Source organism: Vibrio sp. S234-5, from assembly GCF_000960595.1.
In the GTDB taxonomy this organism is placed as follows: domain Bacteria; phylum Pseudomonadota; class Gammaproteobacteria; order Enterobacterales; family Vibrionaceae; genus Vibrio.
The window spans coordinates 44013-57925 of record NZ_JZAM01000066.1 but is presented as its reverse complement, the minus strand read 5'-3'; the positions used below and the strand labels follow the sequence as shown (position 1 = coordinate 57925).

Annotated in this window: 15 protein-coding genes; 11 read left to right on the top strand and 4 right to left on the bottom strand. The window is 50.5% G+C overall.

Going from position 1 to position 13913, the window contains the following annotated elements; translation table 11 throughout:
- Window positions 1–4: 4 nt before the first annotated feature.
- The 4 genes from recF to UF06_RS26715 all read right to left on the bottom strand — a co-directional run bounded on the left by recF (window position 5) and on the right by UF06_RS26715 (window position 3865).
- Entirely contained in the window at window positions 5–1084 is a 1080-nt protein-coding gene (gene recF, locus UF06_RS02695) for a DNA replication/repair protein RecF (protein ID WP_039422325.1), read from the bottom strand.
- A gap of 9 nt (window positions 1085–1093) precedes the next feature.
- Window positions 1094–2194, bottom strand: coding sequence for a DNA polymerase III subunit beta (gene dnaN / locus UF06_RS02690; protein ID WP_039440820.1), 1101 nt, complete (start codon window positions 2192–2194; stop codon window positions 1094–1096).
- Between the two features lie 63 nt (window positions 2195–2257).
- On the bottom strand, window positions 2258–3664 hold the full coding sequence (gene dnaA / locus UF06_RS02685; RefSeq protein ID WP_039422330.1) for a chromosomal replication initiator protein DnaA: 1407 nt from the start codon (window positions 3662–3664) through the stop codon (window positions 2258–2260).
- Between the two features lie 45 nt (window positions 3665–3709).
- The gene (locus UF06_RS26715) at window positions 3710–3865 is read right to left on the bottom strand and encodes a hypothetical protein (protein WP_171816684.1); all 156 of its coding nucleotides are present in this window, start codon (window positions 3863–3865) and stop codon (window positions 3710–3712) included.
- Window positions 3866–3984: 119 nt separating this feature from the next.
- Between UF06_RS26715 and UF06_RS02680 the strand changes: the two genes are divergently transcribed.
- From UF06_RS02680 to rsmG, 11 genes are all read left to right on the top strand, one after another.
- Window positions 3985–4737, top strand: a complete 753-nt coding sequence (locus UF06_RS02680; protein WP_039436002.1) for an amino acid ABC transporter substrate-binding protein — start codon at window positions 3985–3987, stop codon at window positions 4735–4737.
- 83 nt (window positions 4738–4820) lie between these two features.
- The gene (locus UF06_RS02675) at window positions 4821–5492 is read left to right on the top strand and encodes an amino acid ABC transporter permease (RefSeq protein WP_039422334.1); all 672 of its coding nucleotides are present in this window, start codon (window positions 4821–4823) and stop codon (window positions 5490–5492) included.
- Window positions 5489–6226 (top strand): amino acid ABC transporter ATP-binding protein, encoded by a 738-nt coding sequence (locus UF06_RS02670; RefSeq protein WP_045569066.1) that lies wholly within the window; start codon window positions 5489–5491, stop codon window positions 6224–6226. Before UF06_RS02675 ends, UF06_RS02670 begins: the two co-directional genes overlap by 4 nt.
- 242 nt (window positions 6227–6468) lie before the next feature.
- Complete coding sequence (gene rpmH, locus UF06_RS02665; RefSeq protein ID WP_011079039.1) at window positions 6469–6609, top strand: 50S ribosomal protein L34; 141 nt, start codon at window positions 6469–6471, stop codon at window positions 6607–6609.
- A 46-nt stretch (window positions 6610–6655) separates the two neighbouring features.
- The gene (rnpA, locus tag UF06_RS02660; RefSeq protein ID WP_039422349.1) at window positions 6656–6979 is read left to right on the top strand and encodes a ribonuclease P protein component; all 324 of its coding nucleotides are present in this window, start codon (window positions 6656–6658) and stop codon (window positions 6977–6979) included.
- Window positions 6946–7203, top strand: a complete 258-nt coding sequence (yidD, locus tag UF06_RS23470) for a membrane protein insertion efficiency factor YidD (RefSeq protein ID WP_081947004.1) — start codon at window positions 6946–6948, stop codon at window positions 7201–7203. The genes rnpA and yidD overlap by 34 nt, the downstream gene beginning before the upstream one ends.
- Window positions 7204–7205: 2 nt before the next feature.
- Window positions 7206–8825 (top strand): membrane protein insertase YidC, encoded by a 1620-nt coding sequence (gene yidC / locus UF06_RS02655; RefSeq protein WP_045569065.1) that lies wholly within the window; start codon window positions 7206–7208, stop codon window positions 8823–8825.
- 114 nt (window positions 8826–8939) lie between these two features.
- Window positions 8940–10301, top strand: a complete 1362-nt coding sequence (gene mnmE, locus UF06_RS02650) for a tRNA uridine-5-carboxymethylaminomethyl(34) synthesis GTPase MnmE (RefSeq protein WP_045569064.1) — start codon at window positions 8940–8942, stop codon at window positions 10299–10301.
- A gap of 167 nt (window positions 10302–10468) precedes the next feature.
- Complete coding sequence (gene mioC, locus UF06_RS02645) at window positions 10469–10906, top strand: FMN-binding protein MioC (protein ID WP_045569063.1); 438 nt, start codon at window positions 10469–10471, stop codon at window positions 10904–10906.
- Between the two features lie 469 nt (window positions 10907–11375).
- Entirely contained in the window at window positions 11376–13274 is a 1899-nt protein-coding gene (gene mnmG / locus UF06_RS02640) for a tRNA uridine-5-carboxymethylaminomethyl(34) synthesis enzyme MnmG (protein ID WP_045569062.1), read from the top strand.
- Window positions 13271–13903 carry a 16S rRNA (guanine(527)-N(7))-methyltransferase RsmG gene (gene rsmG, locus UF06_RS02635; protein WP_039440857.1) on the top strand — a complete coding sequence of 211 codons (633 nt, stop codon included), beginning with the start codon at window positions 13271–13273 and terminating at the stop codon, window positions 13901–13903. Before mnmG ends, rsmG begins: the two co-directional genes overlap by 4 nt.
- Window positions 13904–13913: the final 10 nt, after the last annotated feature.

The window sequence follows — 13913 nt, the reverse complement described above, 5'->3', positions numbered from 1 at the left end:
TTATTTATCCTTGCTCAATCACACCCTGATCCACATGGAACAGTTTCCCTGCCTCATCTCGCATGTCCGCGATCTGGTTTTCGGTAATTGAGCTTACAAAAACTTGAGCCCCCGTCGCTTTCAGGCAATCTGCCAAACGCTTGCGACGTTGACTGTCTAATTCTGACGCAAAATCATCTATCAGATAGATGCATTGCTTACCGGTCATTTCCGTTAGGTGCTGCCCCTGCGCTAAACGCAGTGCGCACACCATGAGTTTCAGTTGACCACGTGACAGCACATCTTCCACCGGCGTGCCATTCACTTTGATGCGTAAATCCGCTTTATTCGGCCCACTGAAGGTATAGCCAAGCGCCTGATCCCGTTCGAAGTTTTTCTCGAGGATCTGCTGATAAGGCGTCTCTTTGTCCCAACCGCGATAGTACTTCAGCTGAATATCAAACTCTGGCAAAAAATCGCGACACAGTTGCTCGGCTTTGCTTTGCATCTGCTCGACATAATGCTCACGCCACTGGCTTATCTGCTCCGCCAAACGTGCCATTTCTTGATCCCAATAACTGAGTTCGCGGTAGCTTCTGGCCGTTTTGAGCAGGGCATTACGCTGCTTGTTGAGACGCTTAAAGCGACCCCAAGCATCAAAAAAGGCCGCTTCGCTATGAAACACGCCCCAATCGATAAAAGCGCGGCGATGTTTCGGCCCATCGGTCAACAGATCAAACCCTTCAGGATGAATCAGTTGCAATGGCAGAACCTGCGCCAACTGAGCGAGCTTTTGCCCAGACTGACCGCCTATTTTAACCTCAGTTGTACCATCGCGCTGCTTATTAATGCCAACGGGTAGCTCAAATTGATCCGAGTTCAAAAAACGACCATGAACAAACAGTTGGTCACACTCGTTTTGAATCACTCGACCAGTCAGCGCGCTGCGAAACGAGCGGCCATGTCCCAATAAGTAGACCGCTTCTAGCACACTGGTTTTACCGCTGCCATTGGGGCCGATAAGAAAGTTAAAGCCTGGTGACAAGGCGATGTCACAGGCTTTGATATTACGAAATTGCTGAATAATCAGACGAGAAAGCGGCATTCAATCAGCTTACAGGCGGATCGGCATCACGACGTACATAGCGCTGTCGTCGTCGACATTTTCAATCAGCGCACTGGCGTTGGCATCCGACATCGAAATACGCACTTTGTCACAGCGCAGTGTATTGAGCACATCCAGCACGTAACTGACGTTAAAGCCAATTTCAATCGCTTCGCCTTCAAAAGAGACATCCAGCATCTCTTCTGCTTCTTCCTGCTCCGGGTTATTGGCGGTAATGCGCATGTCACTGCCCGCTAAATTCACCCGTACGCCACGGAATTTTTCATTCGACAAAATCGCCGCACGCGCGAACGATTGACGCAGCTCGTCACAGCTTGCTTCAAGCGTTTTTGTGGTGTGCTGCGGCATAACGCGACGATAATCCGGGAAACGGCCATCCACCAGTTTAGAGGTGAAGACAAAGTTATTGACTTCAGCGCGCAGGTTGGAGCTGCCGATTTGCAGCATCACAGGCTGTTCTGGCGCATCGAGCAATTTAACCAACTCTTGCACCCCTTTGCGCGGCACAATGATCTGTTTTTGCGCGAAATCTGCGCCGAGTGCAACTTGCGAGACCGCCATTCGGTGCCCGTCGGTCGCCACGCTGCGCAGGGTGGTGCCATCTATTTCAAACAGCATGCCGTTGAGGTAGTAGCGCACATCTTGGTTCGCCATAGAGAACTGCGTCTTCTCAATCAGTGCGCGCAGTTCACCTTGCGTCAGCGACACTTCAACGTCACTTTGCCAATCTTCAATATTCGGGAAATCGTTGGCCGGCAACGTTGCCAGCGAGAAGCGGCTGCGGCCTGAGCGCAATTGCACGCGATCGCCTTCAAGGACAAAGGTAATTCGCGCGTCATCGGGCAAACCGCGGCAAATATCGAGAAATTTACGCGAGGGCACCGTAATGCTGCCCGCTTCAAACTCCCCTTCCAAGGTGACGCGGCTAATCAGTTCGACTTCCAAATCCGTCGCGGTCATCGACAACTGACCGTTGTCGACCTTGATTAACAAGTTACCCAAAATAGGCAAAGTAGGACGGCCACCCAGAGCACCGGAGACCTGTTGCAGCGGTTTAATAAAATGACTACGTTCAATGGTAAATTTCATGCTTGGCTCTTTACGCTGTCAGCTCAAATTGGGATTTGCTTAGAATTCTGCCATTTTAACCGATTAGGACGACAAGGTGCGAATCAAGTTCGAGTAATCTTCTTTAATGTCGTGGCTCTCTTCACGTAGCTGCTCAATTTTACGGCAGGCATGCAAAACCGTGGTGTGGTCACGGCCGCCAAACGCATCGCCGATTTCCGGCAGGCTGTGGTTGGTGAGCTCTTTCGCCAGCGCCATCGCCAGTTGACGCGGGCGCGCAACGGAGCGGGAACGGCGTTTCGAGAGCAGATCCGCCACTTTGATTTTGTAGTATTCCGCGACGGTCTTTTGAATGTTGTCGATGGTGACGAGCTTCTCTTGCAGCGCCAACAAATCGCGCAGCGCTTCACGCACAAAATCAATGGTAATTGGGCGGCCAGTAAAATTCGCATTGGCAATCACGCGATTGAGTGCACCTTCAAGTTCACGCACGTTGGAGCGCAGACGTTTGGCGATAAAGAAAGCCACTTCATCAGCAAGATGGATTTGGTGATCTTCGGCTTTCTTCATCAAGATCGCCACACGGGTTTCCAACTCCGGCGGCTCTATCGCCACGGTCAAGCCCCAACCAAAGCGTGATTTCAGACGATCCTCGACGCCACTGATCTCTTTCGGATAGCGGTCTGAGGTGAGGATGATCTGTTGGTTACCTTCTAAAAGTGCGTTAAAGGTGTGGAAGAACTCTTCTTGTGAACGCTCTTTGTTGGCAAAGAATTGGATGTCATCGATAAGCAGTGCATCGACGCTGCGGTAGTAACGTTTGAATTCTTCAATCGCGTTGTTTTGCAGCGCTTTAACCATGTCTTGCACAAAACGCTCTGAGTGCATGTACACCACTTTCGCGTTGGGCTTGTTATCCACAATGGCATTGCCGACCGCGTGCAACAAGTGGGTTTTACCTAAACCCGTTCCACCGTATAAAAAGAGGGGGTTGTAGGCACCGCCTGGGTTATCCGCCACCTGACGCGCCGCAGCCAAACCCAATTGGTTTGATTTACCTTCAACAAAGTTATTGAACTTGTGTTTCGGGTTAACGTTGGAGCGGTGGTTGATGTCCGCAATCGCTTGGGCATCATCGTCCCACGTTTTATGCACGGGTTTGCGGGCGTGCAGTTGTGCGGGAGCCGACGACTCCGCCGCCACATCGGCTGGTGTACGGGTGGGCGCAGGCTTTGGCGCGGCCACGGGCCGGCTACCGATCTCAAAACGCAGATTGGGAATGTCATGACCGCAATATTCCTGCAGCAGTCGATTGATGCTGTTGAGGTATTTATCACGCACCCAGTCAAGTACGAAGCGGTTAGGAGCAAACAAGGTGAGCGTGTTGCCATTGAGCTCCGCTTGTAACGGACGGACCCACATGCTGAATTCTGTAGCTGGTAGCTCTTCTTGAAGCCGCTGCATACATTGCAACCAAAGCGAAGATGACACGGTGCCCCCACGGATGTAAGAAATGATCGGAAAAGATTGGCAATTTTACCTGTTGATAACCGAGATCGCCAGCGATTGATCGAGGATCCAGTGAATAAGATCCAAGTTATTCACAATATTTTCGACAGATTTTGCGAGATCATCACACCTTGCCCGCGCTTTACCCACATAAGGATCCACTTTTCCCAGGATCTTCGCCATTTATCCCCAGAACCACCCAAGCGCGCTACCATCTGGTTATGAATCATAACAACTTGTTATTTATTCTAATGAGACAATTCACATTAACATCACGTCCTATAATTCTGAGGAGTCACAAAATGAAAAACTGGATTAAAGCAAGTATTGCTGCCATTGCTCTGTCTGCCGCGACCACCCAAGCTCTCGCGCAAGAGGTAGTAAAAGTGGGGATGTCTGGCCGTTATTTCCCATTTACTTTTGTACAGAAAGATAAGCTGCAAGGGTTTGAAGTCGACATGTGGGATGAGATCGGTAAACGCAATGGCTACCAAATCGAGTACGTGACGGCAAACTTCTCAGGTCTGTTTGGTTTGCTAGAGACCGGACGCATTGATACCATCTCCAACCAGATCACCATCACGGAAGCACGTAAGGCGAAATACCTGTTTGCTGACCCGTATGTGATCGATGGCGCGCAAATCACGGTGCGTAAAGGCAACGACAGCATTCAAGGCATTGACGATCTCGCAGGCAAAACCGTCGCGGTCAACCTTGGCTCGAATTTTGAGCAGTTGCTGCGCAGCTATGACAAAGATGGCAAAATCAAGGTGAAAACCTACGAAACGGGCATTGAGCATGATGTGGCGCTCGGCCGTGCCGATGCGTTTGTCATGGACCGTTTGTCTGCGCTGGAACTGATCAAAAAAACTGGCCTTCCGCTACAATTGGCAGGTCAGCCGTTTGAAACCATCGCCAATGCGTGGCCGTTTGTGAATAATGAGCGCGGAGCTAAGCTGCAAGGCGAAGTAAACCAAGCTCTCGCGGCGATGCGTGCCGACGGTACGGTAGAGAAAATTTCTCTGAAGTGGTTTGGTGCTGATATCACTAAGTAAGTGCACGCACACTCGATAACTCTGTTTTTTACTCAAGGTGGAAGCGCGTATTCCACCTTTTCTCGTCTTTAAAGGTAAGTGATATGGGATTTGATTTTAACTATATGCTCGAGCTATTGCCGATCCTGCTCAAGTACCTCGGTACGACGATGGAGATGGCCGCGTGGGGATTAGTCTTCTCTCTGATCCTTGCCGTGGTACTGGCCAATCTGCGCGTCTTCCGTGTTCCGGTGTTGGATCAGCTTAGCCAACTGTACATCAGCTTTTTCCGTGGCACCCCACTGTTGGTGCAACTGTTCCTGCTTTATTACGGTTTGCCGCAAGTCTTTCCTCTGCTGGTGGGCATCGATGCCTTTTCCGCCGCCGTGATCGGTTTAACGCTGCACTTCGCCGCATACATGGCGGAAAGCATCCGCGCCGCCATCATCGGCATCGACCGGAGCCAGATGGAAGCGAGCTTGTCGGTCGGCATGACCACCAGCCAAGCGATGCGCCGCGTCATCCTGCCACAAGCGACCCGCGTAGCCCTGCCTTCCTTGATGAATTACTTTATCGACATGATCAAATCCACCTCGCTGGCGTTTACTTTAGGCGTGGCCGAAATCATGGCCAAAGCGCAGATGGAAGCGTCGTCCAGTTTCCGCTTTTTTGAGGCCTTCCTCGCGGTGGCACTGATTTATTGGGGCGTGGTGTTGATTCTCACCCGCGTGCAAACTTGGGCCGAAGCCAAACTGAATAAGGCGTACGTACGATGATTAAACTGAGCAACATTCATAAACGCTACGGCGACAGCGAAGTCTTGAAAGGGATCGACATTGAGATTGAGCAAGGCGAGATCATCGTCATCATCGGTTCAAGCGGCACTGGGAAATCGACCTTATTGCGCTGCGTTAACTTTCTTGAGCAAGCCGATCAAGGCACCATTACCATTGATGACATCCGTGTCGACACGCAAAATCACAGCAAAGCCGAAGTATTAGCGCTGCGCCGCCGCACGGGGTTTGTGTTTCAAAACTACGCGCTGTTTGCCCATCTGACTGCGCGACAAAACATTGCCGAAGGCCTAGTGACGGTACGTGGCTGGAAGAAAGCCGATGCCCTCAAGCGCGCGCAGCAAATTTTGGACGACATCGGCCTTGGCGACAAAGGTGACAGCTACCCAGCCGCGCTCTCCGGCGGTCAGCAACAACGCGTCGGCATTGGCCGCGCCATGGCACAGCAACCTGAACTGCTGCTCTTCGATGAGCCGACTTCAGCGCTCGACCCAGAATGGGTCGGCGAAGTACTGGCGCTGATGAAAAAACTCGCCACGCAACATCAAACCATGCTGGTGGTGACGCATGAGATGCAATTTGCCAAAGAGGTCGCCGACCGAGTGATCTTTATGGCCGAAGGAAACATTGTTGAACAAGGATCTCCACAGGATATCTTCGATAATCCACAAGATCCTCGACTGCAAAAATTCCTTCGCCAAGTTGGAGAGCGGTAAAGATCCCGACAAAGATCGCGAGATCCTTGAGATTTTACTCACACTCCGTATAATCCCCCGGCGGATTTTTTTACAGCCCTGCAAAGATTGACACTTTGTGTGACTGTGATTACAATTCCGCCTCTTTGTTGAGAGGCGTCGGTTATTCTTCTTTAATAAAGAGCTTCTTTATATAAAGAAAGCACAATGCCCACGCCGGGTTTAACAAGAACCTAAAACTACTGATCAGTAAGGTAATTACAATGGCTACTAAACGCACTTTTCAACCTTCAGTTCTGAAGCGCAAGCGTACTCACGGCTTCCGTGCTCGCATGGCGACTAAGAACGGTCGTAAAGTAATCAATGCACGTCGTGCGAAAGGCCGTGCGCGCCTGTCAAAATAATCACTAGCTTATTTTGAATACGTACGCGTTCAATCGGGAGTTACGTTTGTTAACTCCCGAGCATTATCAAAACGTCTTTCAGCAAGCTCACCGGGCTGGCTCTCCTCATTTCACTATCATTGCTCGCGATAATAACCTTTCTCATCCTCGTTTAGGCTTGGCTGTTCCCAAAAAGCAAATTAAAACTGCCGTTGGTCGCAACCGCTTCAAACGCATCGCTCGTGAAAGTTTTCGTAACACACAACATCAGCTTCCCAATAAAGATTTTGTTGTGATTGCCAAGAAAAGCGCGCAAGATTTGAGCAATGAAGAACTGTTTAAGTTGTTTGATAAGCTATGGCATCGCCTGTCTCGCCCTTCACGTGGTTAGCGATCGGACTCGTCCGTCTTTATCAAGGTCTCATCAGTCCTCTTCTCGGACCACGCTGTCGTTTTACTCCAACCTGTTCAACCTATGCGATAGAAGCGTTGAAAGCTCACGGTTTGGTAAAAGGATGTTGGTTATCAGGCAAACGTCTATTAAAATGCCACCCTTTGAACGAAGGGGGGTATGACCCCGTTCCACCAGTCCAAAAACAAGACAGAGATAAATAACGATGGATTCTCAACGCAATATCCTGTTAATCGCTCTGGCATTGGTTTCTTTCCTGCTGTTCCAACAGTGGCAAGTAGCAAAGAATCCAGCACCACAAGCGGCTACTCAGGCTCAATCAAGCAGTGCGCTACCTGCACCATCTTTTGCTGATGAACTGGACCCGTCTCCGGCTCAACAGGCATCGGCCAAACTCATCACAGTGACGACGGATGTCCTGACTCTGTCAATCGACACAGTGGGTGGTGATGTGGTAACCGCAGAACTGAACCAGTATGCGGCTGAGCAGAATTCTCCTGACGCCTTTGTGCTGTTGAAGGACATTCAAGGTCATCAATTTATCGCTCAAAGCGGCTTAGTCGGCCCACAAGGGATCGATTTGAGCAGCAGCAACCGTCCTCAATATCAAGTCAGTGCGGAGAGCTTTGCGCTGGCTGACGGTCAAGACGAGCTACGCATTCCAATGAGCTATGAAGCCAATGGTCTGCAATACACCAAAACGTTCGTGCTAAAACGCAACAGCTACGCGGTGGACGTTGAGTTTGACGTGGTGAACAACTCTGGCAACAACGCCACTTTCGGTATGTACGCGCATTTGCGTCAAAATCTGATGGACGCGGGCGGCAGCATTACCATGCCAACTTACCGTGGCGGTGCCTACTCAAGCGAAGAGACTCGCTACAAGAAGTACAGCTTCGACGACATGCAAGATCGCAACCTGTCTGTTAACCTGCCAAATGGCGAAGGCTGGGCGGCGATGATCCAGCACTACTTTGCTGCCGCGTGGATCCCTCGTAACGAACCAGGCACTAACCTTTACACTCGCGTGATTGGCAACATGGGCGACATTGGCGTACGTATGCCAAACAAAACCATTGCCAACGGCGAAAAAGCGCATTTCAGCGCCACCTTATGGACTGGCCCTAAACTGCAAGATCAGATGGCTGCCACCGCGCCAAACCTTGATCTGGTTGTAGACTATGGCTGGCTATGGTTTATCGCCAAGCCACTGCACATGCTGCTGTCGTTTATTCAAAGCTTTGTCAGCAACTGGGGGGTGGCCATCATCTGCTTGACCTTCATTGTCCGTGGCGCCATGTACCCGCTGACCAAAGCGCAATACACCTCAATGGCGAAAATGCGCATGCTGCAACCTAAACTGCAAGCAATGCGTGAGCGTATCGGCGATGACCGCCAACGCATGAGCCAAGAGATGATGGAGCTGTACAAGAAAGAGAAAGTGAACCCACTGGGTGGCTGTCTACCACTAGTACTGCAGATGCCAATCTTTATTGCTCTGTACTGGTCGCTGATGGAATCGGTTGAACTGCGCCACTCACCTTTCTTTGGTTGGATCACAGACCTGTCTGCGCAGGACCCGTACTACATCCTGCCACTGCTGATGGGTGCTTCAATGTTCATGATCCAAAAAATGAGCCCAACCACAGTCACAGACCCAATGCAGCAGAAGATCATGACCTTCATGCCTGTAATGTTCACCTTCTTCTTCCTGTGGTTCCCGTCAGGTCTGGTTTTGTACTGGCTGGTATCGAACATCGTCACTCTGATCCAACAGTCTTTGATTTACAAAGCGCTGGAGAAAAAAGGCTTACACACCAAGTAAGTGAACTCAGAGTAAGGAAAGGCGGCCAAAAGGTCGCCTTTTTGTTTTTCGCTGATTACAATTCAGCTAACTGCTTTTTCAGGTCACTGTGACCACAAACAAATAGGTTTCTTTATGACAACAGATACGATTGTTGCCCAAGCCACTGCGCCGGGTCGCGGCGGTGTCGGGATCATTCGCGTCTCTGGGCCAAAAGCCGCTCAGGTGGCGCTGGAAGTGACCGGTAAGGCCCTCAAACCGCGCTACGCCGAGTACCTCCCTTTTACCGCGCAAGATGGCAGCGTGCTCGATCAGGGCATCGTCCTCTACTTCCCCAACCCACATTCGTTTACCGGCGAAGATGTCGTGGAGTTTCAAGGCCACGGCGGCCCGGTCGTGATGGACATGCTGATTAAGCGCATTCTCACCATCAAAGGGCTTCGTCCAGCGAGACCCGGAGAGTTTTCTGAGCGCGCCTTTCTCAACGACAAAATGGACCTCACTCAAGCCGAAGCGATTGCCGACCTGATTGACGCCAGCTCAGAAGAGGCGGCCAAATCGGCGCTCCATTCATTGCAAGGTCAGTTTTCCAAACGCATCAACACCTTGGTCGAATCCTTGATTCATCTGCGTATCTACGTTGAGGCCGCGATTGATTTTCCTGAAGAAGAGATCGATTTTTTGGCGGACGGCAAAGTCGCAGCCGACCTGCAAGGGATCATCGATAACCTTGATGCGGTGCGCCAAGAAGCTAACCAAGGTGCAATTATGCGCGAAGGGATGAAGGTGGTGATAGCCGGACGACCAAACGCAGGAAAATCCAGTCTGCTCAACGCACTTTCCGGTAAAGAGTCCGCGATTGTCACTGACATTGCTGGCACCACCCGTGACGTGTTGCGTGAGCACATCCACATCGATGGCATGCCACTGCACATCATCGATACCGCGGGCCTGCGTGATGCATCTGACGAAGTGGAGAAAATAGGTATTGAACGTGCGTGGGATGAAATTCGTCAAGCTGATCGCGTGCTGTTTATGGTCGATGGCACCACCACCGAAGCGACTGATCCTCAAGAAATCTGGCCCGATTTTGTTGACCGCCTGCCCAGCAGCATCGGCATCACGGTGATCCGTAATAAAGCCGATCAAACCCAAGAAGAACTTGGGATCTGCCATGTTAGTAACCCGACCTTGATCCGCCTTTCTGCCAAAACAGGTCAAGGGGTTGATGCGCTGAGAAAGCACTTGAAAGAGTGCATGGGCTTTTCTGGCCAGAGCGAAGGGGGCTTTATGGCCCGCCGCCGCCACCTCGATGCGTTGCAACGCGCCGCAGAGCACCTGCAAATCGGCCAAGAGCAGCTTGAAGGCTACATGGCCGGGGAAATCCTCGCGGAAGAGCTACGCATCGCTCAGCAGCATTTAAACGAGATTACCGGTGAGTTCAGCTCTGACGATTTGCTCGGCCGAATCTTCTCCTCGTTTTGTATTGGCAAATAATCGACTTGTTGCAAAGCAGCCTCCGGGCTGCTTTTTCAATACCTGTAAACACTGGCATAAACCATCTCATTGACGCGGCTGCCTTTTTAAAGCCGACACTTCCTCTCTTGGAGGAAATCGCGCATCATAGACTCGATAACGAATGCAAACCGTTTAAAGGAAGATCTATGATCCACATTATTACAGGCAGCACCTTAGGTGGGGCCGAATATGTTGGAGATCACTTAAGTGATCTCCTCAATGCCGAAGGATTGGAAACCACCATCCACAACCAACCTGAGTTAAACGAGATCGCCAATCAAGGCATTTGGTTGATCATCACCTCCACCCATGGTGCGGGCGAATACCCAGACAATATCCAACCCTTTATTGCAGCTCTGCAGAATACGCCTCCCAAAATGAGTGAGGTGCGCTACGCGGTGATCGCGATTGGTGATTCGAGTTACGACACCTTCTGCGCCGCCGGCCAACACGCCCATCATCTGCTGCAAGACATTGGGGCAACCCCAATTACTGAATGCCTCACTATTGATGTGCTAGAACATACCGTTCCAGAAGACGCTGCGGAAAACTGGCTGAAAAGTCACTTGCCTCTGTTGAGTTAAACCATCTCACCCAGTTCTTTCTCGCCTGCTGTGACGGCAGGCGTTTTATCCACGAGCCATCCCCTGCCATTTAAACTGCTTATTTCTCATACAAACCACCTGTGGATAAACATAGACAAATCCAGTGATCTTCCTATAGTTATCCCAATAACAACTTATCCACTCGCGATGGGCTGTGTATAACTATCGATTTTGATCCCAGCTAATCCTCATGCTGATCAAATCATGATCACACGATATGATCTAAAAAAGATCCATGATCTTATTGATCATTTCCCGCTTATCCACAGGTGGGTAGGATCCTAATAATAGATCCAGTAAAAGATCCTATATAAAGATCTTTATATATATTTAGTCTTCACTTTGATCCGCGCTAAGAGAGAAAACAATTTTCACTCACTGATAAAGAAGGTAGAATACCGCTCTTTTATTTTCTCGATTGAATCTTTTGAATACCTGAGGTCGGTTCATGCTTTATCACGAAAACTTTGACGTCATTGTTGTCGGTGGCGGACACGCAGGAACGGAAGCCGCACTCACATCAGCTCGCACAGGGCAGAAAACCCTGTTGCTGACTCACAATATTGATACTTTGGGGCAGATGTCTTGTAACCCTGCTATTGGGGGTATCGGTAAAGGTCATCTGGTGAAAGAAGTGGATGCGATGGGCGGTTTGATGGCTGAGGCTATTGATCACGCAGGTATTCAATTTCGCACCCTAAATGCCTCAAAAGGGCCGGCTGTACGAGCAACGCGTGCACAAGCGGACCGTGCTTTATACAAAGCCTATGTGCGTCATGCATTGGAAAACACGCCTAATCTGACCCTGTTCCAACAAGCTGCCGATGATCTGATGGTGGAAAACGATCGTGTCTGCGGTGTGGTTACCCAGATGGGGCTCAAATTCCGCGCTAAAGCAGTGGTGTTGACCGTCGGCACCTTCCTCGGGGGTAAGATCCACATTGGTCTTGAGAATTTCTCGGGTGGCCGAGCTGGAGATCCACCGTCGATCGCCTTGGCGGATCGTTTACGCGAGCTGCCTTTCCGTGTCGATCGTCTAAAAACTGGCACTCCACCACGCATCGATGCGCGCAGTGTCGATTTTTCACAGCTTGAAGTGCAACATGGCGACAACCCGACGCCCGTGTTCTCTTTCATGGGCAATCGCACGCAGCACCCACGTCAGATCCCGTGTTTTATTACCCACACTAACGAACAGACGCATGATGTGATCCGTAATAACCTTGATCGTAGCCCAATGTACGCTGGCGTGATTGAAGGGATCGGGCCTCGTTACTGCCCGTCGATCGAAGATAAGGTGATGCGTTTTGCTGACAAGAACAGCCATCAGATTTTTATCGAGCCTGAAGGACTAACCACCACGGAACTGTATCCAAATGGCATCTCGACCAGTCTGCCGTTTGATGTTCAAGTACAAATTGTCCGCTCGATGAAAGGGTTTGAGAACGCCCAAATCGTTCGTCCGGGCTACGCGATCGAATACGATTTCTTTGATCCGCGAGACCTCAAACAGACTTACGAAACAAAATTTATTCAAGGCTTGTTCTTTGCTGGCCAGATCAACGGCACCACTGGCTACGAAGAAGCGGCGGCGCAAGGTTTGATGGCTGGCCTCAATGCTAGCCTATTTAGCCAAGAGAAAGAGGGCTGGAGCCCACGTCGCGATCAAGCCTACATGGGGGTGCTCATCGACGATCTCTCGACCATGGGCACCAAAGAGCCCTACCGCATGTTTACCTCTCGAGCCGAATACCGTCTGCTGCTGCGTGAAGACAATGCAGACCTGCGTTTGACCGAGAAAGCGCGTGAACTTGGCCTGATTAGCGATGCGCGCTGGGCGCGTTTTAACCAGAAAATGGAAAACATGCAGCTTGAGCGTCAGCGCCTCAAAGAGACGTGGATGAATCCGAACTCGTCAGGCGTGGATCAGCTCAATGCATTGCTCAAGACGCCCATGTCGCGTGAAGCGAGCGGTGAAGATCTGCTACGTCGCCCAGAAATGAGCTACGACCTGCTGACTTCCTTACCTGCGTTTGCCCCTGCCATGGATGACCGTGAAGCGGCAGAACAGGTTGAAATCCAAGTGAAATACGAAGGCTACATTCAGCGTCAGCAGGATGAAGTAGAAAAATCATTGCGCTACGAGCACACCAAGTTGCCAAGCGATTTGGATTACAAAGAAGTCAAAGGGCTGTCAAACGAAGTGGTGCTCAAGCTCAATAATGCTAAGCCTGAAACCATTGGCATCGCCTCGCGTATTTCGGGTATCACTCCTGCGGCGATTTCAATTTTGCTGGTGCATTTGAAGAAGATCGGCATGTTGAAAGTGGGAGAAGAGCAACTATGAGTGCACTGCGCGCCAAGCTTGATGCCTTGATCGCCCAAACGTCGTTAGAGGTGTCGGATAAACAGCGTCAGCAACTGGTCGGTTACGTTGAGTTGCTCCATAAATGGAACAAAGCTTACAACTTAACCTCTGTGCGCGATCCGCTTGAGATGCTAGTGAAACATATTCTTGATAGCATCGTGGTGTCACCTCATCTGCGTGGCGAACGTTTTATTGATGTCGGTACCGGGCCAGGGTTGCCCGGGATACCTCTGGCCATCATGAATCCCGACAAAAGCTTCTTTTTGCTTGATAGCCTTGGCAAACGTATCCGCTTTTTGAAGCAAGTGGTGCATGAACTTGGTATTCATAATGTGACCCCGGTTCAAAGTCGCGTCGAAGCGTTTCAACCAGACGAAAATTTTGATGGTGTTCTAAGTCGTGCATTTGCTTCAATGACAGATATGGTGGAGTGGTGTCATCATCTGCCGAAAACCGATCACGGTGTTTTCCTCGCATTGAAGGGACAACACCCGAAAGATGAAATTGATCAGCTTCCTGACTGGTGCTGCGTGACAGAGATCATATCTTTGACAGTTCCCGAGTTAGAAGGTGATCGCCATCTTGTAATCTTATCGCGCAAGGAATAATAGCGAGGTC